The 23,068-nt window shown below is 59.4% G+C and carries 21 protein-coding genes; 15 read left to right on the forward strand and 6 right to left on the reverse strand.

What is annotated here, in order from left to right:
* The first annotated feature begins 203 nt into the window (after positions 1 to 203).
* A complete protein-coding gene (locus tag QPL94_RS01660; RefSeq protein ID WP_285355085.1) occupies positions 204 to 1,625 on the forward strand; it encodes an HDOD domain-containing protein in 1,422 nt (473 codons plus the stop codon).
* Positions 1,626 to 1,640: 15 nt separating this feature from the next.
* On the opposite strand, the gene QPL94_RS01665 is transcribed toward QPL94_RS01660, so the two are convergent.
* Together QPL94_RS01665 and QPL94_RS01670 are read right to left on the reverse strand one after the other, a co-directional pair.
* Positions 1,641 to 2,348, reverse strand: a complete 708-nt coding sequence (locus tag QPL94_RS01665) for an anti-sigma factor (protein ID WP_285355086.1) — start codon at positions 2,346 to 2,348, stop codon at positions 1,641 to 1,643.
* Positions 2,345 to 2,902, reverse strand: a complete 558-nt coding sequence (locus tag QPL94_RS01670) for a sigma-70 family RNA polymerase sigma factor (RefSeq protein WP_285355087.1) — start codon at positions 2,900 to 2,902, stop codon at positions 2,345 to 2,347. The genes QPL94_RS01665 and QPL94_RS01670 overlap by 4 nt, the downstream gene beginning before the upstream one ends.
* A 169-nt stretch (positions 2,903 to 3,071) precedes the next feature.
* Here QPL94_RS01670 and QPL94_RS01675 point away from each other — a divergent pair, with 169 nt between their 5' ends.
* The 4 genes from QPL94_RS01675 to QPL94_RS01690 all read left to right on the forward strand — a co-directional run bounded on the left by QPL94_RS01675 (position 3,072) and on the right by QPL94_RS01690 (position 7,136).
* On the forward strand, positions 3,072 to 4,541 hold the full coding sequence (locus tag QPL94_RS01675) for a DUF4331 domain-containing protein (RefSeq protein ID WP_285355088.1): 1,470 nt from the start codon (positions 3,072 to 3,074) through the stop codon (positions 4,539 to 4,541).
* Positions 4,542 to 4,553: 12 nt separating this feature from the next.
* The gene (locus tag QPL94_RS01680; RefSeq protein WP_285355089.1) at positions 4,554 to 4,796 is read left to right on the forward strand and encodes a hypothetical protein; all 243 of its coding nucleotides are present in this window, start codon (positions 4,554 to 4,556) and stop codon (positions 4,794 to 4,796) included.
* Positions 4,797 to 4,878: 82 nt separating this feature from the next.
* Positions 4,879 to 6,015: a tetratricopeptide repeat protein gene (locus tag QPL94_RS01685; RefSeq protein ID WP_285355090.1), complete on the forward strand. Its 1,137-nt coding sequence runs from the start codon at positions 4,879 to 4,881 to the stop codon at positions 6,013 to 6,015.
* On the forward strand, positions 6,012 to 7,136 hold the full coding sequence (locus QPL94_RS01690) for a HupE/UreJ family protein (protein ID WP_285355091.1): 1,125 nt from the start codon (positions 6,012 to 6,014) through the stop codon (positions 7,134 to 7,136). The genes QPL94_RS01685 and QPL94_RS01690 overlap by 4 nt, the downstream gene beginning before the upstream one ends.
* A gap of 53 nt (positions 7,137 to 7,189) precedes the next feature.
* Here QPL94_RS01690 and QPL94_RS01695 read toward each other — a convergent pair whose 3' ends face one another.
* Positions 7,190 to 7,822, reverse strand: a complete 633-nt coding sequence (locus QPL94_RS01695) for a hypothetical protein (RefSeq protein ID WP_285355092.1) — start codon at positions 7,820 to 7,822, stop codon at positions 7,190 to 7,192.
* Positions 7,823 to 7,971: 149 nt separating this feature from the next.
* Positions 7,972 to 9,459 carry an amidase gene (locus QPL94_RS01700; RefSeq protein ID WP_285355094.1) on the reverse strand — a complete coding sequence of 496 codons (1,488 nt, stop codon included), beginning with the start codon at positions 9,457 to 9,459 and terminating at the stop codon, positions 7,972 to 7,974.
* A gap of 52 nt (positions 9,460 to 9,511) precedes the next feature.
* Here QPL94_RS01700 and QPL94_RS01705 point away from each other — a divergent pair, with 52 nt between their 5' ends.
* Positions 9,512 to 10,630, forward strand: a complete 1,119-nt coding sequence (locus tag QPL94_RS01705; protein WP_285355095.1) for a transglycosylase SLT domain-containing protein — start codon at positions 9,512 to 9,514, stop codon at positions 10,628 to 10,630.
* Positions 10,631 to 10,645: 15 nt separating this feature from the next.
* On the forward strand, positions 10,646 to 11,410 hold the full coding sequence (locus tag QPL94_RS01710) for a sulfite exporter TauE/SafE family protein (RefSeq protein WP_285355097.1): 765 nt from the start codon (positions 10,646 to 10,648) through the stop codon (positions 11,408 to 11,410).
* 18 nt (positions 11,411 to 11,428) lie between these two features.
* Here QPL94_RS01710 and QPL94_RS01715 read toward each other — a convergent pair whose 3' ends face one another.
* The gene (locus QPL94_RS01715; protein ID WP_350310598.1) at positions 11,429 to 13,786 is read right to left on the reverse strand and encodes a diguanylate cyclase domain-containing protein; all 2,358 of its coding nucleotides are present in this window, start codon (positions 13,784 to 13,786) and stop codon (positions 11,429 to 11,431) included.
* Between the two features lie 226 nt (positions 13,787 to 14,012).
* Here QPL94_RS01715 and QPL94_RS01720 point away from each other — a divergent pair, with 226 nt between their 5' ends.
* From QPL94_RS01720 to QPL94_RS01745, 6 genes are all read left to right on the forward strand, one after another.
* Positions 14,013 to 14,810: a MotA/TolQ/ExbB proton channel family protein gene (locus QPL94_RS01720; protein ID WP_285355099.1), complete on the forward strand. Its 798-nt coding sequence runs from the start codon at positions 14,013 to 14,015 to the stop codon at positions 14,808 to 14,810.
* Entirely contained in the window at positions 14,797 to 15,198 is a 402-nt protein-coding gene (locus QPL94_RS01725) for an ExbD/TolR family protein (RefSeq protein WP_285355101.1), read from the forward strand. Before QPL94_RS01720 ends, QPL94_RS01725 begins: the two co-directional genes overlap by 14 nt.
* Positions 15,195 to 15,605 carry an ExbD/TolR family protein gene (locus tag QPL94_RS01730; RefSeq protein WP_285355102.1) on the forward strand — a complete coding sequence of 137 codons (411 nt, stop codon included), beginning with the start codon at positions 15,195 to 15,197 and terminating at the stop codon, positions 15,603 to 15,605. Before QPL94_RS01725 ends, QPL94_RS01730 begins: the two co-directional genes overlap by 4 nt.
* Positions 15,605 to 16,384, forward strand: coding sequence for an energy transducer TonB (locus QPL94_RS01735; protein WP_285355103.1), 780 nt, complete (start codon positions 15,605 to 15,607; stop codon positions 16,382 to 16,384). The genes QPL94_RS01730 and QPL94_RS01735 overlap by 1 nt, the downstream gene beginning before the upstream one ends.
* A gap of 197 nt (positions 16,385 to 16,581) precedes the next feature.
* Positions 16,582 to 17,100, forward strand: a complete 519-nt coding sequence (locus tag QPL94_RS01740) for an Hcp family type VI secretion system effector (RefSeq protein ID WP_007155157.1) — start codon at positions 16,582 to 16,584, stop codon at positions 17,098 to 17,100.
* Between the two features lie 124 nt (positions 17,101 to 17,224).
* Positions 17,225 to 17,926 carry a hypothetical protein gene (locus tag QPL94_RS01745; RefSeq protein WP_285355104.1) on the forward strand — a complete coding sequence of 234 codons (702 nt, stop codon included), beginning with the start codon at positions 17,225 to 17,227 and terminating at the stop codon, positions 17,924 to 17,926.
* On the opposite strand, the gene QPL94_RS01750 is transcribed toward QPL94_RS01745, so the two are convergent.
* Entirely contained in the window at positions 17,906 to 20,569 is a 2,664-nt protein-coding gene (locus QPL94_RS01750; protein ID WP_285355105.1) for a nitrate reductase, read from the reverse strand. The two genes, QPL94_RS01745 and QPL94_RS01750, sit on opposite strands and share 21 nt — an antisense overlap.
* A 465-nt stretch (positions 20,570 to 21,034) precedes the next feature.
* Between QPL94_RS01750 and QPL94_RS01755 the strand changes: the two genes are divergently transcribed.
* Both QPL94_RS01755 and QPL94_RS01760 read left to right on the forward strand, forming a co-directional pair.
* Positions 21,035 to 21,661 (forward strand): ANTAR domain-containing response regulator, encoded by a 627-nt coding sequence (locus QPL94_RS01755; RefSeq protein WP_285355106.1) that lies wholly within the window; start codon positions 21,035 to 21,037, stop codon positions 21,659 to 21,661.
* A 20-nt stretch (positions 21,662 to 21,681) separates the two neighbouring features.
* Positions 21,682 to 22,938 (forward strand): CmpA/NrtA family ABC transporter substrate-binding protein, encoded by a 1,257-nt coding sequence (locus QPL94_RS01760; RefSeq protein ID WP_285355107.1) that lies wholly within the window; start codon positions 21,682 to 21,684, stop codon positions 22,936 to 22,938.
* Positions 22,939 to 23,068: the final 130 nt, after the last annotated feature.

Consider the following 23,068-nt stretch of genomic DNA (forward strand, 5'->3'; position numbering starts at 1 on the left):
AGCTTTGCCTTGTGAGCGCGTTGTCAGCACTTCGTGGGTGCAACGTTAAAGCGCGCGATTATAAACCAATCGGCCATCAAACCCGAATCCGGGGCCTTGGTATATCCCCGTACACCATTCGTTACCTGACATGAGCCGCCTTACTGAACTAAACTCACCCTTTAAAAGAACCTTTTAATACCCCCTCCGAGGCGCACGATATTTTGACCACAAAAACCGAGACTCCGCCCTCAAGGATGAATTCCACCCAGGCATGGGTCACCTATCTGAGCAAGGTTGAGCTGCCGGTGCTGGCGAACACGCTCCGCAGGATCGACGAGCTCACCGATAGCAGCAACAGTACTGTCAATGAACTGGCCAACGTCATTCTCAATGACGCCCAGCTCACATCCCAGGTTCTGCGACTTTCCAACACGGTGTTTTACAACCAGACCCGCACTCAGGTCAGCACCGTCAGCCGGGCCATCACCCTGATCGGTTTTGACGCGGTGAAGTCCATGGCCATTTCATCACTGATCGTGGATTCCCTGCTCGCACGCAACGACCGGCCCCACCTGCTTCGCTGCCTGGCCCGCGCCATTCACGCCGCCGTTCAGGCCCGCTGCCTGCTGCCAAAGCGTAACGAACATGCACTCGAAGAGGTTTTCATCGGGGCGCTGCTGATGAACATTGGCGAGCTGGCCTTCTGGTCCTGTGAGACCGAGCAGGCCGCTGAGCTGGAAGCAAAACTGCGCGCAGATGAACCACCGGTGGAAGCGCAGAAAGCGGTGCTTCACACCACCTTTTCCGAGATCACCCGGGGCCTGGTTGACGCCTGGTCACTGGGGCCGTTCATCAAGGAAGTGGTCGCACCGGGGCAGCCCAATTCAAAGGCAGCCAGCCTGGTCCGTCACTCCGTTGAGATGGCGAAGCTGTCCGAAAACGGATGGCGCGGCAAGGAAATGGAAGCCGTGATGGAAGCGCTGGGCAAGGACATCGGAGAAAACCCCGCCGCGGTCCGGGATCAGCTCAAGGTCAATGCCGGCGAAGCGGCCCGGGTGGCGGTTTCACTGGGCATTCCTCAGGTGACCGCGCTGATGCCCGGCAGCCAGTCGGATACCGGCAAGGAAGCCGCGCAAGCACCAGAGGTGGACCCTGTTCTGCAGCTGCAGATTCTCCGGGACCTAACCCACAGCCTGACCGACAAACCGGATATCAACGAAGTGTGTCAACTGGTCATCGAAGGTATACACCGGGCCGTGGGGATGCAACGGGTGGTGCTGTTGATGAGTGACCGCAGCGGACTGGAACTGATTCCCCGAAAACTGGGGGGCAAGGGTACCGAGAGCTGGAAAGACAGTTTCACCGTCCGCAAGGACGGAACCGGTCCGCTGGGCGCTTTGCTGCCCCATGCCAGCTGTTACGTCTATCAGCCCAAGTCAGGGACAGAAACCGTCCCCTATGACCGCTGGCTGGGCAATGTGCCGGCACTGGTCGGCCCCCTTAAGGCCAAAGGCCGGCTTGTGGGCCTGTTCTATGCCGACAATGCAGCCGCCGACTACGTGCCTTCTGACGACCAGCTGACGGCGTTCGGCCACTTTGTCCAGAACGCCCAGCTGTGCATTACGCTGCTGTCGAGTAACTGACCCGCTATCGGCAGATCAGAGCTCATACAACTTGGCTACGTGCAGGATCGGACCAGTGGGTGTGCCCGTTGGCGACCCACCCAGGGGCTCCAGACTGATGGCCAGGGTCCGGCTGCTGCTGAGCAGTTCCCGGGTCTCGTCGTCGAGAGTAACCTGGTAGGTATCACCCACTGGCATTACCCCCAACGATACTGGCTGTCCGTCTTCGGGCACTATCCACAATTCGTAATCCTTGCCCTGCTCAGCGGCGGTGGCGGCAACGGGGCGCAGTTTCAGCCGACGTTCGAGAGCAGACTCGCTCACCAGCCATAACGGGGCGTCAAGCTCCGCCTGCACAATGGCGCCAGACAGCCGTTGATCATCACGGGGCGTCGGCTGCTGCAGCAGGATAACCGCCAGCACCAGTGCCGCCGCCGTTGCCACCAGGCTCCAGCCGGGCCATATCCAGCGGCCAGCACCGTCGTTGGCCGCAGTCACCGGCTTCGTGTCCCCGCTTTGCGGCCATAGCCGCCGCTCAATACCCGACCATACCGAGGCTGGAGGTGATTCTTCCTCTATCCGCGCCCCCAGGTGCCCCAGTTTTTCTTCCCAGAACCAGACCTCCTGACGGACCCGGACCGACTCCATCATCCAGCGCTCAAACCTGCGGCGAGCGTGACCCCGGAGGGAGCCCAGAACATATTCTGCGGCCAATGCTTCAATTCTTTCCGGTGTCTTTTTCATCGCTCCAGGCACCTCTTCAGAGCCATCAGCCCGCGTCTGATCCAGCTTTTGACGGTTCCAACAGGAGAGCTCAACGCCTCTGACAGCTCATCGTGGGTAAAGCCCCGGTAATACGACAGCAGAATGCTGTCCCGCTGTGACTCGGACAATTCCTCAAGGCAGCCGGTAAGCTCCGCTGCGCCGGCACTGCGAAGTGAGACATCCAGTGGCCCTTCCCGCCCGTCTTCCATATGGTCCAGGTGGCTATCGCCGGATGTCTGCTTCGCCTTACGGGACCTCATCAGGTCCAGAGTGCGGTAACGGGCAATGGTCAGCATCCAGCTCAGGGGTGCGCCACGCTCGTTGTGATACTCACCGGCATGGTGCCAGATCTGCACAAAGGCATCCTGTACCGCCTCTTCGGCGAGATCCCGCTGGCTGGCCAGCTTCAGGCAAAGCCCGAACATCCTGCCAGAGACTTTGTCATACAGTCGCTGGAACGCCTGCCGGTCCTCACGGGCAACTGCGATTAGCAGCCCCATGAGTTCGTCCTGCTCTACATCAATGGCCATCATCTGCGAATTCCCACCTGTTTTTATGGTTTATATCAGCAGTACGTCGGGTATCGCCTTAAAGATGCACACCGGATACATCCCCGTGAACATTTTTTATGATCACTGCATCTTTCTCCATTCCGGATCCGTTCCCTCCTCTGCAACATCCAAAACAGAAGAGGAAAACGGAATGAACACACTGTTTAAACGCTCCGGCCTCGCACTTGCGGTAGCCGGACTTTGTCTTACCACCGGCCTGACACAGGCTTCCAGCCACCGTGAAGCACCTTTTATCACAGAAGTGCCCAAAGTCGACGGTACCGATTTCTACATGTTCCGCAGTTACGAGACCGGACGTGAGGACTTCGTCACCCTTATCGCCAACTACCTGCCGTTACAGGACGCTTACGGCGGCCCCAATTACTTCGATCTGGACGAGGATGCCGTTTACGAAATCCACATTGATAACAGCGGTAACGCGCAGGAAGACCTCACCTTTCGTTTCCAGTTCTCCGACATACTGAACGACATCCAGCTGGCGGTCGGGCCTGACGGCCAGCAGAAAATGGTTTCGGTGCCCCTCAAGAACATCGGTGATGCCAGCAATGGCGATAATGTTCAGTTCAGCCAGGAATACACCGTATCGGTGATCCGTGGTGACCGCCGTACCGGCACGGTGCAGACCGCCACCAATGCCAGCACCGGCACGGAGACCTTTGCCAGACCGCTGGACAACATTGGAGGCAAGTCCTTTGCGGACTACGAAGGCTATGCCAATGGGCATATCTTTGACATCGCCATACCCGGCTGTGGCACCAACGGCCAGGTGTTTGTGGGACAACGCAAGGAAGCTTTCGCCGTCAACCTCGGCGAGATTTTCGATCTGGTAAACACCAACCCCCTCGGCCCCCGCAACGGCGAAGGCGCGGGCGACCTTGCCGACAAGAACGTGACCTCATTTGCGCTGGAAGTGCCCACCGATTGCCTGACAGGCACTGCAGCAACGGCGTCCGGCGACCCGGTAATTGGTGGATGGACTACCGCCAGCGTGCGTCAGGCCCGGGTAATCAACCCGGCACCGACGGCAAACGACAAGGGTGCTACCGTAGAGGGCGGCGCCTGGACCCAGGTATCCAGACTGGGTATGCCGCTGGTCAACGAGGTGGTCATCGGTCTGAAAGACAAGGACGGGTTCAACGCCAGCGAACCCAAGGATGACGGCCAGTTTGCCACCTATGTCACCCACCCCACACTGCCGGAGCTGCTGGAGATACTGTTCGGTGTAACCGCACCCAATAATTTCCCGCGCAATGACCTTGTCACCGCGTTCCTCACCGGTGTGCCGGACCTTAACGGGCCTGATGGCGTCACAGCGTCGGAAATGTTGCGCCTGAACCCGGCCATTGCAACCACCGCAGCGGCCAGCCAGAACGATCTGGGCGTGCTTGGTGGTGACAATGCCGGCTTCCCCAATGGCCGTCGCCCGGTGGATGACACCGTAGACATCTCGCTGCGTGTCGCCATGGGCGTATTGGCGGACCCCGCCGACGCACCGGATGGTGATCTTGAGTACACAGACGGCGTCCAGCTGGACCCGACCGAACTCAGGGAAACCTTCCCGTACCTGGCCACCCCGATCGCGGGCTCACCCAACAGCTAACAGGAGGCCATGATGGGATTTTTTCAGAAAACGTCATGCCTGGTTATTGTTGCTGCGTCGCTGGCTGGTTGCTTTAACGGCTCCAGCAGCGACCGGTCACCAAGGCCGGATCCGTCTGTTGATTTCACGGCTTTCGTGAAAACACAGATCGAAAACACCGATAACACTCGCGAAGCGGTCCAGATCAACAAACAGGAGTTCAGCTTCAATGACCAGAATAATGAACAGGCCTTCGACGATCTGTTCATGCAATAAGACCCGACGCCGGCTCTCAGTACATCTGAAGCCGGCGAGCACATTCCCTGCCCGGCCGGGCAGGGCTTTTTGTGTTGGGCTGTTGTTCACGGGGTTGATAGGGCTGATAGGGCTGATAGGGCTGACTGGTTTCAGCACCAGTGCAACCGCCGCGCCGGGCCCCATTGAGACAGATTTCGACAATACCGACATTCTCGTTGAGTTGCCGGAGCCGGCACTGACCGCTCCGACAACACCGGATTCAGCGGAACAGCTGGCAGACCTTGTTCGCCGCCAGATTGACCGGGCCAGAAGCAGTGGTGATCCACGTTTCCTCGGCTATGCCGAAGGCGCACTGCAGCAGTGGCAGGGAAAGATGACTGACCGGTTACTGGTACTTAGAGCCACCCTGGCGCAAAGCCTACACCGTTTTGACAGCGCCAGGAACGATCTCGACACCGTCCTCTCCGGAGCCGGCAACCCACAACAAAAGACTCAGGCAATGCTGTTGCTTGCCAACCTGGAAACCGTGCAGGGAAACTACACGGTCGCCCGAACGCATTGTAAGCACTTACAGCAACGCTACCCCGGATTGATTGCCGCTAGCTGCCTCGCTCAGGTGGATGCCCGCACAGGCAGCCCCCGGAAAGCCTATCAGGCCCTCCAGCAACACGCCGCCGCTGCAAGATCCGACACCACCAGCCAATTGTGGGCAGAGGGAACTCTGGGCGATATTGCGGCGCAACTGGGCATGCCCGAGGCGGCTGACCACTGGCAGGCAGTGCTCAGCGTCAGCCCCGACGACCTTTACACCCGTACCCAGTTAGCGGACTGGCATCTTGGCCACAATCAGACCGAAAGAACTCTGGCCCTGACGGAAGGCTACGAAGACGTGGACGCCCTTGCAGTTATCAGGGCAATCGCCATGGCCCGTTCGGGACACCCGGCTGCCGGGGCACTGGCACAGCGTCTCAGGGAGCGTTTCGCGGAAGCCCGGTGGCGCGGCAACCTTCTTCACCAGCGGGATATGGCCCGCTTCCAGCTTGATATCGAGAAAGATGCCGAAACAGCACTGTCGTTTGCGCAAAGCAACTGGCGTGAACAGCGTGAGCCCCCCGATACCCGCCTGCTGCTCCGCGCCGCACACGCAGCGGGTGATGACCAGCCAGCACAGCAGGTCAGGTTGTGGCTGCAGGAACACGCTCAAACCGATGCCCGTTACCCGGAGTCTGGATCATGAAACAATCGGAGCACCTGGCAACATTTGCGCTTCTGACAGGTCTGCTATTGCTGCTGATTTCCAGTGCTGTGCGGGCCCATAAGGCCAGCGACAGCTTTATCTACGTGGATCAGGGCCAGTCCGAAATCCGTATTGATGTGGCGTTGCGGGACCTGGCGCTGGTGTTGCCACTGGACCGAAACGGGGACCAGAAACTCAGCGGTTCCGAACTACGGGCCAGCCGCGACCGGATAACCCGATGGACAGAGCAGGGGATCACGCTCTCCAATGCCAGTGGCGACTGTCGGATGACAGGGCAGCAATGGGGTCTCTCCAGCCATAGCGACGGGCCCTATGCTGCCGGTCGCTACACCGTGAACTGCCCTGACGGCTCGGTACCCGATACCCTGGAATACCAGCTTTTGTTTGCCCAGGACCCCTTGCATCGTGGCCTGGTCAGCCTTGAATCCGGTGAATTCAGTACCCTGGGCGTATTGGCACCGGACAACCGCCGCTTTTCGCTGACGACCGAAGGCGCGCCGGGCAGCCTGGCACTGTTCGGCACTTTTGTGTACCAGGGCATCGTCCACCTGTTGATCGGCCTTGACCACATCCTGTTCCTGCTGGTGCTGATGCTGCCGGCCACACTGGGCAAGCCGAACGGCACCGAGCGGGCCGGGTTGAAACCGCGGCTCCGGGAACTGATCGGTATCGTCACCGCCTTTACCGTTGCCCACTCCATTACCCTGGTGCTGGCGGTGCTTGAGATCGTGCGCCTGCCGATTGCCTGGGTAGAGACCGTCATTGCGCTATCCATTGCAGTAGCGGCGATTAACGTGATGTGGCCAGTCCTGGGCAAAAAGACCTGGAAGCTGGCGTTCGGGTTCGGGCTGATACACGGTTTCGGCTTTGCCAGCGTGTTGGGAGACCTCACCAGCGGCATATCGCAGACTGTCCTGGCCCTTGCCGGATTCAACATCGGTGTGGAGCTCGGGCAACTGGCGCTGCTGATTCTTCTGTTCCCGCTGTTCTATCTGTGGGGGAAAACGAACCACTACGGCAAGGCCGCCGTACCGGTGATGCTGATTGCCGTTGGCGCCATCAGCCTGTATTGGGTTGCGCAGCGAGTAACTGCGATCTGAGGTTCAAGGCCCCGGTATCTTGCGATAGCCGGGGGCTGCAGTGGGCTACTTGATCAGTGCAGGGCCCGGAGTTGGCGCGGATACAATGCCGCACTGACTTCCGGTTCCTCCAGCAGATCCGCCAGTTCCATATCCACCTCGGTTTCCTGGCCTTCGTCAGGCAGGGGCTCGAACAGGGTGTTCAGCCATGAGGTCACAGAAGGCGCTTCATCACGACCATACTCCGTGGACAGGGCCTTTATGCGGCGGAACCCGATGATCCGCTGGTGCTTCGGATCACGGATCTGCTCAAAGCCACGCCAATAGATCCGGTCGCGGGTGTGCAGCTGGACAAACAGTGTGTCGATGGGCTCGGCCGGATCTTCGCCGCGCACCGGTTCATCGTCACTGTCTTCAGCAGCCAGGGATTCTTCAGACACTGTATCGGCCTTCGCCGGCTTTTTGTTGCGGATGGTGGTCCACGCCGGATAGAGCACGGCCACCGCATCGGCTTCTACATGCTCGCGGGCGGCGCGGAGGATCAGTCCCCAGCGGGCCTTGTCGGCATCGGTTTCAAGAGAGTTAATGGGCAAGTCGTAGCTTTGTTCACTGGACAGGACAATGGCCATCATCGGGGCATCAAGCTCCCCCATGGCCTCGGCCTGTGCTACAGACACCAGTTCGTCGATTGCCATCGGTTGGTTCATAATACGCTCGCCTCCTCGATGCCATCAGGGTCTATCAGAGAGAAAGGGTTCTCCCTGATTCACAGCATAGCCTGTTACTGCCACAAAGATAAACGTGGATGCGGTGATCACGGATCACAATACGTCATTTATTGTTTCAGAACGTAGCATCACACCATCGCCTCCAGCAGCTCATAGCGACCAAACCAGGGGCTCGCTTCTTCCAGTTGCGCCGCCAGTTGCAGCAACGTGGTCTCGTCGCCATGGGGAGCGCCGAATTGCACCCCGACAGGCAGCCCGGAGGCCGTCCAGTACATAGGGACCGACATGGCCGGTGTCCCGGTCAGGTTCGCCAGTTGGGTAAACGGGGTGCGGGCCAGACTTTCCAGGGCCATCTGATCTACCTGCCCGCTGCGATGCACCAGTTTACCGGCCTTGAGCATCAGCATCAGGCGGGCCGCCAGTTGAAGATGGCCCGGCGTCTCCAGCTCACCAATTTTTGCCGGTAATTGGCCGGCAGTGGGGCAGAGATACATGTCGTAACCCTGAAAAAACGTCCCGAGCGCCCGGGCAAAGTCATTCCACTGCTGGCGCCGCCGGACATAATCCGGCATCGGCATGGTCCTGCCAAGCATGGCAAGCAGCCGGGTATCCAGCTCAAAATCTTCGTCCCTGGCGCCAAATTCGGCCTTCGCCTTGTCCATCAGGGTCGATACTTCACCAAAATAAAGGCCCAGATAACACCGGGCCAACGCCATACCATCAAATTCCGGGCGCGCATACTCCACGCCGTGCCCGAGAGCCTCCAGCACACGGGCAGTGTCTTCAACCGCATCCACACACTCCCGCGCCACATCGGTGTCATAGGGAGAAGACGTAAAGACGCCGATTCTGAGGCGTCGCGGTGACTGCTGCATCAGCTCTGCATAGGGCGCTGCCGGCGGTGCAATAACGAACGGATCTCCCACCGCGGGACCGGACAACACGTCGAGCATGGCGGCACTGTCCCGCACAGTTCGCGTTACCACGTGGTCGGTTGAGGCACCGGTCCAGGCTTCGCCAACCAAGGGGCCAGAGGAAATACGGCCACGGGAGGGCTTGAGCCCGAACAGCCCGTTGTAGGCAGCCGGAATACGAATGGACCCGCCACCATCATTGGCACCCGCCATGGGCACGATGCCGGCGGCCACGGCAGCGCCGGAGCCACCACTGGAGCCGCCGGGAGTAAGTTCGGTATTCCAGGGATTACGGGAGGGCCCCCAGAGTCTGGACTCGGTAACCGCCTTGAGACCAAACTCGGGGGTGGCAGTACGGCCAAGAAACACCAGCCCGCCTGCACGGGCCCGCCGAACATACTCGGAATCCTGCCGTGCAACGTTGTTTTTCAGCCCACGGCTGCCGAATGTACAGGGATGGCCCTGTTGCTCCTGGGACAGATCTTTAAGCAGCATGGGAACGCCGGAAAAGGTACCATCAGGCGGGTATGCCTGGCCCAGTGCCTCGGAGAACTGGGGATAGCAGATCGCATTGAGCTTGCCGTTTACTGCAGCTGCCCGGCTGATAGCCGCCTCAGAGACTTCCCGGGCTGACACTTCGTTACGGCGAATCAGGTCGGCAAGCGCTACCGCGTCGTACCGGAGGTATTCGGATTGCTTCATGATCGATTCCGTTTGTTATTCTTAACTCTGGAGATTGAGGGAACTAGCGTCTATGAACAAGAGTCCCGGGCGTCGCTCACTTGCTGTCGCTTTCGTAGTCACGTCCATTATTGCACCGATTCTGTGCGCCAGCGAACAACCGCCGGAGCCAGCAGATAACTGGACCAGTATCGTCCGCAGCTCTCCCTACTGGGTAAGCCAGGGGGTTTATCACAACATCATCACTATCCGGCGCTGGGTGCTGAAGGAGTCCGGGTACTGCTCTGACACAGACCGCCATATTCTGTTCGATATGCACGGCCAGTTCCTTGGCTATATTGACGATGAGAGCAGCCGCGAAGGTACCCAGAAGCGGCTGAATGACACCAGGCGTTCACTGGCCGCCAGCGGGCGTGCCGAAAACTGGGCCATCGGCGGCCCTGGCACAACCGGCTACCCTTTTGCACTCGCCTGCGACCAGCCCCACGTCAATCTGGACGAAGCCGTGGCCCGTTATCTCGGCACGCTGCCCTCCGAGTTGATCTGGGGTGCCTGGGATGACCTTTCGTTTGCGTCACAGGGTAAACCCGAGCCCCTCCACGATGCCCTGATGTATGTCTATGGAACACGCCAGCAACAGCAACGAAACAACGTGCCGGCAACACTGCCAAAATACCTTGCCGGACAGGTGCTGATCGAAAGCAGCGGCCAGCAAAGGGCCCACTCCACTGCGGATGCCAAAGGCATACTGCAGCTGTCACCGTCGGCGCTCAGCGACTGCCAGATCAAGCCGTCCAACCACTGGCACCGACTGGCACAGATTGATTGTGCCCTCAGGTTAATGAACCAGAATGCGCGCAACCTGCAGGAACCGTTTGACCGGCGCTTTGGCGAGTTACCTGCAGACAAACGCGACCAGCTCTTTACCCTGCTGCTGGTTCAGGCCTATCACGGCGGTGCGGGCCGTGTAGAAGCCTTGCTGGACGATGACACCCTGTCCAGGCCTGCCGCCTACTTTGCCCGTGAGCATGAGAACTTCAGTGCCGGTGATATCGCGTTTGGTATGGTATTTCACAATCTGGGACGGGACCGTTTCGGCCTGGCGTCGTTGTACTATGTGGCGGACGTTCAGCTCGCCACGGAAGCTCTGTGCAAAACTGCGCGTCTTGGCAAAACGCCTTTCTGCGAGTAATACCGGGAGTCCGCGTTGGAACTGACATTCATTCCGGAGGGCCTGACCACCACTACCGCCGGTATCCTGCTGATAAGTTCGGTCATAACCTCCATGATCACCGCCAGCCTGGGCGCCGGTGGTGGCGTGCTGTTACTGGTGTTGATGGCATTGTGGATCCCGCCTGCGGCGATCATTCCGGTCCACGGCATGATCCAGCTGGGCTCCAATACCGGACGGGCAACCCTGACCTGGCGCCATACCGACTGGAAAGCCATAGCGGCGTTCGCACCCGGGGTACTGGTGGGCGCTGCACTGGGCGCCTGGGTATTGGTGGATCTGCCAACCTACCTCTGGCAGCTGACCATCGGCCTGTTCGTACTCTACCTGTGCTGGGGGCCGGCATTGCCGCGGGGAGTCTTTGGCAGCAGCGGCATATTCCTGGCGTCGGGCCTGACCAGTTTCATCAGCCTGTTTGTGGGAGCAACGGGCCCGCTGGTGGCATCCTTTATCAAACAGATGCACGCTGACCGATTCACCACCGTGGCTACTTTTGCCACGGCCATGACGCTTCAGCATGCTCCGAAAGCCCTGGTGTTCGGGCTTGCCGGCTTTATGTTCCGGGACTGGCTGTTGTTTATCCTGGCAATGATTGCCTTCGGTTTTGCCGGTACCTGGCTGGGGCTTCATGTGCTCAGATCCATGAGCAACCGGCACTTCAGCCGCATGTTCAATATCCTGCTCACTCTACTCGCCCTGCGCCTGCTCTGGCAGGCAGGGGGCTCCGCAGGCTGGTGGTAGAGACCTTCCGGGGCATGGTCAGACAGTGCGGTTCTGGTGCGGCAGAGGAACAGTGACTACCTGGTTGCGACCACGGGCTTTGGCGGCATATGTACCATCATCAGCTCTCGCCATAACTTCACGTGGGCCGGAATCGGCTTTGGACATTTCCGTCAAGCCAATGCTCGCCGTGACACCAAAGGATTTGCCGTCCTGCTCGATGCGGATGGATTCAATGCCCCGGCGAATGGACTCTGCCATTTCCTCAGCCCGCTGCAGGCCACAGGCGGGCAGAATAATGCCGAACTCATCACCACCAAGGCGAGCTGCTGTATCGGATTGCCTCACGGATGCCCTGAGCAGATCCGAAAGACGTCCGAGCAGGTCATCCCCCATCAGGTGCCCACCTTCGTCATTGACCGGTTTGAAGTGGTCCAGGTCAATCAGCATCAACACACTGGAAACCGTCTTTTTGCTAGCATCACCCAGGCATTTCACCAGGGATGAGTTGAAAGCACGTCGATTGAGCAACCCGGTGAGGCTGTCGTGGGTTGCCTCCCAGGACAGCCGCTCTTCTTCACGGCGGCGCTCGCTGTCATCCCGGATCACCAGTGTCAGCTGATGATTGTCACTGCCCCGGTGCAGATGCAGCATGGCAAGGTCCACATCGAAGGCCCGCCCGCGATTGTTCCTCATCGTCGCGTAAAGGCTGTCTGCATCCGCGCTGCGCAGGTAGTCGTCTGGCTCCCAACGGTGGTTTTCGCTTTCTATCTCGACGCGCTCAAAGAAATTGGCCTGCTCGCACCCCTCCGGCAACCCCAGGAAACCACAGGCAGCCGCATTGGCATAGCGAATAACACCGTCAACATCCAGCATCAACACACCTTCCTGAAGGACACCAAGAATGCTGTCGGCCCGCTCCTGCTCTTCAGCCAGCTCCGCCTCGATTTCCAGTTCATGGGTGATATCCCGGACCACCGTAATGGTACCCAGCGTTCGCTCTTCCGTACCAAATACGGCCGTCATCACATCCGCCCACACCAGTTGCTGGTCGTTCCGGGTCTTCAGGCGGAAACGACCGAGGAAAACAGCGTTGTTATTCAGCGCCCCCCGCCAGTCGTCCACGGCACTGGCACGGTCCTCCTCATACACCTTTCCAAGCAGCGGAGTATGCAGCAGATCATTGGCGTCTATGCCGACAATCCGTTCGAAAGCAGGGTTAACGAATTCAATCCGGCCCAGCACATCGGTCTGGATAATGCCAATTGGCGCACTCTGGGTAAGAGAACGGAAGAACGCCTCGCGCTCCGCCAGCGATGCCATCACTTCATCCCGCTCTTCCATAACGGTGTTGAAAGTTTCTGCCACCTGGCGGATTTCCGAACCACCGGCAACGTCCACAGGCTCGGTGCGGATCCCCAGGTGACGCTCACTGATCTGCAGCCCGAGTTTGTGAAGGGGCGCCATCAGGCGCCGGAACACCACCAGCGCCAACGGCGCCGCCACCAGAATGACAATCAGCAACACCTGCACAAAACTGTCAGTCAGCCGGCTGACGGGTGCGTAGGCTTCCCGTTCGGGCCATACGGCAGCCACAAACCAGGGCACCTGAGACATCTGCCGTACCGACATTATGGTATCCGTACCTTCCTGGTTGCTGGTTCTCAGTGTGCCTTCAAATCCTCCCATGGCATCACGCAGTACCGGGTTTTCGAGCCGTAGTGGGGTCATCGTTTCACCGGTTCGCCCGTGGGCAAGGGTCACACCGTTGCGGGTCGCAATGCCGATATAGCCGGTCTTGCCGATGCGCACCCCGCTTATTTCCTTCATGAAATTGTCTCCGGCAAGAAACACCGCACCACCGAGAACCCCGATAAACCGCTGACGATGATCAAAAATGGGCGAGGTAATCATGATCGCCGGCTGGTCCTGGTAGTTCGACACATAGGGTTCGCTGATAACCGGAGTCAGCTGGTTCGAGGTTTGCTGGAAATACTGGCGCTCACTCACGTTCAACCCGACCTGCTGGTATTGCTCCGGGTATTCGGCAATAACATCGCCGCTGGTATCGAACAGGTAGATCCCATCAAACAGATGCTGGAGCGCAATTTCACGTCTGATAAGTACGCGGGCCCGGGCGGTCAGTACGCTCTCTTCCATGGCAAACCCCTCGGCAACATGGGCGAGCATATTCCTTCGTTGCGCGAGGCGCGTATCCAGATCACCAGCGACGAGATCTGCGATCGTCCCCACCTGCTCGCTGGCCTGGGCCTCAAGTTCAGCACGACTGACCAGCGAGCTGACCACCGCCACTACCACTGCTGAAAGCACAATGGCAAAGAGCACAAAGGCGACAGCCCGGTTGACGAGACTGACAAACCAGCGCTTCCTCAACACGGCAAGCAGCCCCCCGATTCCGAAAACCGTTGACGGGACACAATGATTTTTTCACAGGGTTTACCAGAGATCTGGCTCACAGGGCAAAGCACCGTTTGTTGTAATTAGTTGTAATTGATCGTCATTCAGCAGTTTAACAGACAGTTGGCATCCAGGAGGTTACGGACTTGCAAATTCAATGATAATCGTTATTATTTAGATCTATTTAACGATTGAGGTTCTCCTGATGTCAGACCCCCTGCTCACCGACGCCACCGGACTCAGTGCCGGCCCGGTCAGCCAGCTGATGGAAATGGGCGGCCCTGTAATGATGGTGCTGCTGGCAATTGCCGTTGCGGGCATGGTGACCTTCGTTTACCTCATGTTATTCGGGACTTTTTTTGCCCCCAGATTCACCGCAAAACTTAAAAAGGCCATTACGGTTTGGCAACAAAAGCCCGGCGGTGAAGTGCCCGTTCAGCTGCAGCGCAGCGCCGGCCGCTACCGCCGTCTGAACCCGCTGCATGGTCTGGTTGTTGATACCATGAACGCCCGCCTGAAAGGCACCGACCCACAGCAGATACGGGAAACCGTCGCCAGAGATGCCCATCACGCCCTCGAGCCTTTTGAGGCGCCGCTGAAGATCATTGAGGTGATCGCTGCACTGGCACCGCTGCTGGGACTGCTGGGCACGGTAATAGGCATGATGGAAGCCTTCAGCGCCATGGCCGCCACCGAAGGCCGGGCCAATGCGTCCCAGTTGAGCGGAGGCATATACGAAGCATTGACCACCACCGCAGCGGGCCTGGTGATTGCCATTCCGTTTGCCGCGCTGGCAGCCTGGATTGAATTCCGCCTTCGGCGGATCCAGAAAACCATCAACAGTGCGCTTGTCAGCGTATTATCCGTGCCACTGGGAGCGCCCGAAAGTTACGAAGCCACGGAGAACGCAGAGCCTGCCACAGACACCACGCAGGCCCCCCGTCGTTTTGCCGATTATTCCGGAACCGGACAGCAGGGCCGCCTGGCCAATGCAACTGGTTGAACCAAGACCGGCACGGCCGGTTCCCATCCGTATTACCCCATTGATTGATGTGGTTTTTATCCTGCTGGTGTTCTTCATGCTCACCAGCCGCCTGCTGCCCGTGAGTTTCATGGAGCTGAGCAACAGCACCGGCGATACCAGCCAGGTCACTGGAGAACCCGTGCCCGAAGTAACGGTACAGCGGGATGGCAAAGCTCAGTGGCAAGGGGAAACCTGGGCAGTTGAGGCGCTTGTCAGCGAGCTGAGAGCCAGCGGTGTGAACGAGATCAATCTGGCAACTGCATCCGCTACACGCCTGACAGATTTCACCACCGCCTACAGCCGGTTATCAGACAGCGGCATCACCACCCACTGGAAGCGTACACCGCAGCCCGCGGAGCAACCATGAACGATCTGGTACCACCGCCGGTCACCTCCGGCAAGTCCCTCATGGAGCGCCTGGAAGATGCCCTGCTGCCGCTCATCAACCTGGTGTTCCTGCTGCTGATGTTTTTTATCGTGGCAGGCCAGTTGTCGGATACGCCGTTACCGGATCTTCCCGGCACCGGGGATCAGGCAGGCAATGAACAGCCCCACGCGGACCTGATCGTTACCGCAGCCGGGGAGTGGCTGGTAGAGGGGAGAACCGTTGAGGCCCGAGACTTTCCATACGCGCTGCCGGCTCCGGATGAACAGTCCCCCCTTAAAATAGCGGCCGAACAGGACATTGCCATGACAGACCTGGAAACCCTGCTTCGCGTGCTTGAGGACAACGGCTACGGGGAAGTCATCCTGCTGACGGAGCCTGCCAGCTGATGGGTGCCAGTAAAACCGTCCGCAGTCTGCTACTGATCATTGCCATTATCATTACCGCCACAGCCCTGGTGATCGCTACGCCTGAACGGGTGCCCGAACTGAAACCGCTGGGGGATTCGGCGGTCAATTCCGCTCCGGCGCTGCGGATATCCCTGGCTGGAGCCCGGAAACCGAAGGAACCCGATACCCCCGAAACAGAGGTTCAGGAACAACCGCCGGAACCGGAACCTGAACCTGAACCTGAACCAGAACCAGAACCAGAGCCTGAGCCTGAGCCTGAGCCTGAGCCTGAGCCTGAGCCTGAGCCTGAGCCTGAGCCTGAGCCTGAGCCTGAGCCTGAGCCTGAGCCTGAGCCTGAGCCTGAAGTAGTGGAGCCGGTGGCCGAAGCCAAGACAACGGAAAGTGAGAACATTTCAGAAGAGCCCACGGAAAACACTGCTGGGGAAGAGAACCCCAATCAACAGGTGAAACTCACTGCCGGAGACTCCTCCGATGTGGACAGCTACCTCACCGAACTGAGCCGGCACCTCAGCCGGTTCTACGAATACCCGCGCCGTGCCCGCCGCCTGGGACAGGAGGGCTCTCCGGTACTGGTGTTCGAATTCAGCCGCGACGGCAAACTGGTGCAGTATTTTCTGCGCACGTCCTCGGAGCACTCACTGCTGGACTACGCCGCTCTGGACATGCTTGAGGATGCCGAACCTCTGCCCCCGGTGCCGGACTCCATGAAAGGCGAGACCTTTACCTACGCCCTGCCGGTAAGATTCCGTCTGCGCTGAGCAACTTATTGCCCGGCCAGCAATATCTCGCCCCGAAGCCAGCAACAGATTGCCTGAGCAACCTCGATCCATCTGCCAGAATAATCTTACTCACTGTTATTAAACACTTTTTCATTTCTGGCACGGCCCTTGTTACGTGGGAAGCGTCCAGGGAGAACCCGAGGACACTTATTCATTCAATCGTCATGGAGCAGACTATGCCAACTCCTTGTTATATCAGCATCGAAGGCCAGACCCAGGGTAACATCACCGCCGGCGCATTCACGTCCGATTCCGTAGGCAACATCTACGTTGAAGGTCACGAAGACGAAGTGCTGGTTCAGGAATTCAGCCACGTTGTAACCGTTCCGACTGACCCCCAGTCCGGTCAGCCTTCCGGTCAGCGCGTTCACAAGCCGTTCAAGTTCACCTCTGCGCTGAACAAAGCCACACCGCTGATGTACAACGCCCTGGCGTCCGGTGAAATGCTGCCGAAGGTAGAGCTGAAGTGGTACCGCACCTCCGTTGAGGGCAAGCAGGAGCACTTCTTCTCCACTATCCTGGAAGATGCCACCATCATTGACATCCAGTGCAACATGCCGCACTGCCAGGACGCCGCCAGCGCTGACTTCACCCAGCTGGTCACCGCTTCCCTGTCCTACCGCAAAGTGACCTGGGAACACGCTGTTGCCGGCACTTCCGGTGCTGACGACTGGCGCTCGCCGATCGAAGGCTAAGCCCTCCGGTCCAGTCAGTCACAACGGCCAGCCCTTGCTGGCCGTTGTTGTTTTTACGGGAAGCCCAGTACAAGGTATTATCAGGGGATGGTTGCTTTCCCCTCCTTCTGCACGCGTCTGGCCCATGACTATTGAACCTTCCAAAGCCCACAGGTTGGGCCAGCTTATGTGCGAAACGACCAGTGCCATTCTCTGGCCCCCCGCAAAAGACTGGGTCCGCAAACAGGCCCCGGCCACAACCCTGCTATGCCGGGTCGGCTCCGGCCAGGCTACCTATCATCGATTTGACCCGCGCCTGAAACAGCACCAGATCACCTACGGCAAACGCATGATCATGGCCAAGCACCAGCCTGACGCGGTGGCCGGCTGGCTTTCCGGGCGTGAGATACGGCAGCGCAAGTATTTTGACGGCGAGGTCACCACACTGAACCTGCTGGCGCACACCTGTTGCCACGAATTTGCCCACCTGCTCCAGCATGTATCCGGCCAGCGCTATCGTGGCTCCGTGCACAACACGCACTTCTACCGGATACTGGATGAACTCCACGGCAGCGGCGGGGCCGACGCCGCCAGGCGCCATCTGGCAGAGCAGGCAGAGAGTGCCGGCATTCCGGTACCCGACGAGACCATCCAAGCTCCGGATACTCGCCAGTTAATGTTGAAGTGGGCGGTAGGGGACGCGGTTGGCTTTGGTGCCGGCAGGCGCCAACTGCAAGGCACGATTATCCGGGTGAACCGCAAGACCTGCACGGTGGAGGGTACCGGGGCGTGCCGGGGATTAAGGTACCGGGTGCCGGTGGTTCTGTTACGCGCTCTCGCCGACTGAGGCTTCAATCAGGTGTCGCAGCTCCGGAATGCAGGAGCCGCAGTTGGTCCCGCAGCGAAGCTGTTCTCCCAGCGCTGCCACGGATCCAACACCGCCGGCAATGGCGGCTCCGATCTGGTGTTCACCCACCTGAAAACAACTGCAGATAATGGCTCCCGGGTCTTCCACATCCACATCCCGGGCCGCCAACAGGGCTCGCCGGCTGGATTCCGACAGCGTCGGCTCGGAAAAACAGTCATCCAGCCAGCCTGCGTCGGGAATTCTGGCGGGGTCCTTATCCACCATCAACACGGCCTCCAGCTGGCCATTGACGATACGGGCTGCACGGAAGCACCCCTGTGCCGGGTCGGACATAACCACATGGGCCGTCCCGCCAAGCCAGTCATGCATCGCATCCAGCCACTTGATGGGCTGGCGGCCGGCAATCCACCAACTTTCACAGTGGTTCAACGGTACATGACACCAGTAATCCGACGTCCAGCGCCGGGGGCGTTCACATCGAACCAGTAGCCGCCCGTGCCAGCGGGCACGGAATGGCGTTATGGCAGCGCGACCGTGTTTTGCTTCGGGCTGGCCGGAGACGGGATCCGTTACCGGTTCAGTCAACACGGTAGCCACGCCGCTGGAGGCAAACTGGCGGTTCCAGTGGATGGGAATGAAGACTTCCCCCGGTCGCTGCCCACCACTCTGACGCACACGCCCCACGAATTGCTCATTGTTCAGGGTCAGCCGTGCAAGATGGCCTTCCACCAGGTTCAGCCTGGCCATGTCGTGATGATGAATTTCAACAAATGGCTCTGAACGGTGAGCTAGTAATCGCGGTGCATTGGCGGTTCGGGTCATGGTGTGCCACTGGTCCCGGATACGACCGGTATTGACCACCATGGGGTAGTCGTCACAGATTTTCTGTTCGGGCAGTACGGTGTTGATGGCAATGAAGCGGGCGCGATGGTTGTCGGTAACAAAACGACCGTCCGCAAAAAGCCGTGTCGAGTCGGTGGCACCAGAGCCCGCCAGTACGGGCCATTGCACCGGCTCCAGAGCGTCGTAGTCATTGTCAGTCAGGCCTACCAGGCCGGCGAGATTGAGGATGCGCTCGCCACGGTTTTCATGGGCCGACAGGGCGGCGTGTTCACGGAATATGTCAGCAGGCTTGCCGTAATCAAAGGCACCTCCGAAGCCCAGCTTTCCCGCCACCGCGCTGATTATCCACCAGTCCGGTTTCACCTCGGCTGGCAGGGGCAGGAAGCGTCGCTGGCGGGAAATCCGCCGTTCCGAGTTGGTTACCGTGCCGTCTTTCTCACCCCAGCCTGCGGCAGGAAGCAGGATGTCCGCCAGGGCGGTGGTATCGGTATGAGCCACGCAATCAGACACAATCACCGTCGGACAACGTGCCAGAGCGACCCGGACCCGTGCAGAATCCGGCAGGCTGACCGCCGGATTGGTGCCCATGATCCAGATCACCCGGATATCGCCCCGGTGAACCGCTTCAAACATGTCCACGGCCTTCAGGCCAGGACCATCAGCCACCTGGTTGGTTCCCCAGAACTCTGCCACCCGCGATCTTGCCCCGGGGCTGTCGTAATCCATGTGGGCCGCCAGTGTGTTGGCCAGACCGCCCACCTCCCGGCCACCCATGGCGTTGGGTTGGCCAGTCAGCGAAAAGGGCCCGGCACCAGGCTTGCCAACACGGCCGGTGGCCAGGTGGCAGTTGATGATGGCATTGCCCTTGTCGGTGCCGGCGACGGACTGGTTAACCCCCTGGGAGAAGCCGGTGACCGTGCGTGGCGTCGATGCAAACCAGCGATAGAAGGTTTCCACATCTTCCGGCGACAGGTCACACTGCTCGGCCACTGACCCGACATCCGGGGCTGCAGCCCGCGCGCTCACCAGAGCTTCATCGAATGCCTGGCAATGGGCATCAATATAGGGCTCGTCCAGCCCACCCTGATCAGACAGCCAGCTCAGTAAGCCGTTAAACAATACCGTGTCAGTACCGGGGCGCAGGGCCAGGTGCAGGTCCGCCAGCTCGCTGGTTGCGGTGCGACGGGGGTCGATGACCACTACCCGGCGCCCCTCCCGGGCCGCGGCTTTCATGCGTTGGTATAGCACCGGGTGTGCCCAGGCCGCATTACTGCCCGCCAGCACCAGCAGATCCGCCAGCTCCAGGTCTTCATAACAGCCGGGCACCACATCGGCACCAAACGCCCGCTTGTGGGCCGCAACCGCAGACGACATGCAAAGCCGGGAGTTGGTGTCTACATTGGCCGTGCGCAGAAAGCCCTTGGCCAGTTTATTGGCCACGTAATAGTCTTCCGTCAACAACTGGCCCGACAGGTAGAAGGCCACAGACTGCGGCCCGTAAGTTTCAATGCTGTTGCGGATAGCGCCCGCCACTTCGTCAAGCGCATGGTTCCAGTCAGACTTCCGCCCCCTGACCAGCGGATACAGCAATCGCCCTTCCTGCCCGGTGGTCTCGTGCAGGCTGGCACCCTTGACGCACAAGCGCCCATAGTTCGCGGGATGGTTGGCGTCTCCGGCTACCGGCTTGCGGGCGTCAGGGTTTGCCATAACGCCACACCCGACCCCGCAATAGGGGCAGGTGGTGTGAACAGATGGGTTGCTGGCTTTCTGCGAATCCACGATATCTCCTGAGCATCACTAACACACAAAAAAGCCCGCGATGCCCGATCTGTTGCGGAACAGACTGGGCATGCGGGCTTCTTTGCCACAATTAAGCACCGGGCCTGCATCTTGCCCGGTGTTTTCACGAGGTGTTCTCGCTTATTTGCAATTCCAGGGCCTTGCAATTCCAGGGCCATCATCGGCAGAACGTATCGCCGACAGCACTTCCGCCCCTGTGAGCGGGGGATTTACCGGGCAATCCGGACTCAAAACAGTGCAAAACCGCAGGAAATGCCCAACGACCGCGCAGGTTTTCATCCGTGAAGGACTGAAAAAGAATGGTGAATTCGGCTGACGTCCCGATAACAAGGGCCCTCCAACACCCTGGCAGATTTATTGCTTTCACCTCTGTACGAGGCAGAAAACGCTTTGCCGAATGATTAGCCATTCGCAGTCAACGACTGTTCAGTTAAGGAAACCACCATGAATTCGCCAGAACCCCTTCGCATCCTTCTGATCGACAAGGACCCCGAACGGGCAAGCCAGGTTTGTGCCGCACTCAGGCACGAGGGCCATGAGGTAATCCGCCAGCGCCCGGATGCCACTGGCCTGACTGCAGCGGTGGCCCGTGACCAGCCGGACATGGTGATCATTGATATGGACTCGCCAGACCGGGACACCCTGGAAAACATGAGCACCCTCAATGCCCACGCACCCAGGCCCATCGTCTTTTTTGCCGACCAGCCTGGCGACCGTGCCACCATTCATGCAGCAGTAAAGGCAGGCGTCAGCGCCTACGTTGTGGACGGCATACAGCCGGAACGGGTTCGCTCGATTATTGATTCGGCGGTTGCTCAGTTCGAGTCCTTTCAGGCGTTGCGGACCGAGTTAGAGGAAACCCGCTCGGCACTGGAAGATCGCAAGACGATCGAGAAGGCCAAGGGCATGATCATGCGGCATGAGCGCTGTGACGAGGAAACGGCCTATCGCATGCTGCGCAGTTCCGCCATGGAGCACAGCGAACGCCTGGCGGTTATGGCGCGCCGCGTTATTACCCTGATCGAAAGCCGCAGCCAGAAATCGGGCAGACCAATCCAGAAAGCCTCGTAACTGCCCCGGACGGAGTCGCAATGGTTCACCCCACCCCGCTTCACAGACACCCCGGATTCCATGTCCGGCTTGGCTTTGTGCCACTGCTGGACAGCGCTCCACTGATTGTGGCCCGCGAACTGGGTCTGTTTGATGCTGAGGGGCTCGACGTAGAACTGGTGCGGGAGGGCTCCTGGGCTTCTCTGCGGGACAAGGTCACCTTCGGGCTTATCGATGGCGGCCACATGCTGGCACCCATGCCGCTGAGCATGTCCCTGGCTATTGACCGGCCGAAAGTACCGGTCGTGGTGGGCATGGTGCTGAGCCGCAATGGCAATGGCATCACCCTGGGTAACAGACTGTTTGGCGAGCTGCAGCGCTCGGCAACGAATCTGGACAATCCCATCGCCACTGCTCGCGAACTGATCAGCCTGGCAAGACACAGAGGGGAACCAATACGCCTGGCCTCTGTCGCTCCCTGGTCCAGCCACGACCTCCAGCTTCGTGACTGGCTGGCATCCGCCGGCCCGGATGCGGAACATCATATCCAGATTATCCCGGTGTCCCCGATTCAGATGGTCGATGCCTTCCGCTCGAATGCCATTGAAGGCTGTTGCGTTGGCGAACCCTGGAACAGCCTGCTTGAGTACGAAAATCTGGGGCGCATCCTTCATTCCGGCCACCAGATATGGCAGAACGCGCCGGAAAAAGTCCTGGGCATGCGGGCAGACTGGATGTCGCAGCACGGCGTGATGTACCGACACCTGGTGCGCGCCCTGCTCGCTGGCTGCCGGTGGCTGGACAACCGCCACAATCATCGCCTGCTGCGTGAGATTCTGGCGAAACCGGAATACCTCGGCGAGCAGATCAACGTACTGGATGACCATCCCTACAGCCTGTTCCATCCACGGCTGGAACAACACTTCTTCCGTCATTCCGCCAACTTTCCCTGGCTCTCCCAGGCGCACTGGCTGGCCTCACGGCTGACACTCCGGGGACAACTGGGCCCCGTCAGCGGTGCCATGGTGCGCCAGGTAATCCGGCCTGACCTGTTCCGGGATGCTGCGGCCTCCATGGGTATAGACACGCCGGTTATCGACAGCAAGATGGAGGGGCGACACCAGCTGCCGTTTACTCTGTCGGGGCGTTACGGCCCCGTTGCCGTGGCCAGTGACAGACTACTGGGAGAACGGCTTCACGACTGGAGGGCGGACAACCAGGACCATACCAGCCCGCCCAACAATGAGGCGCTGCGCACTAAAACGGCCACCAGAACCGGGCCGGAACAGGGAAACTGAAACCGGAAGTCTGTATAAATCTATAAATTTCAACGTATTGGAGAACTGGCACGACGTCTGCTTAATAGACTACAGACGATCTTGCATCCACTGCACGGTTAATCGGCAGTGAGAGAAACTGAAAATCATC

It is taken from the genome of Marinobacter sp. SS13-12 (assembly GCF_030227115.1).
In the GTDB taxonomy this organism is placed as follows: Bacteria; Pseudomonadota; Gammaproteobacteria; order Pseudomonadales; family Oleiphilaceae; genus Marinobacter.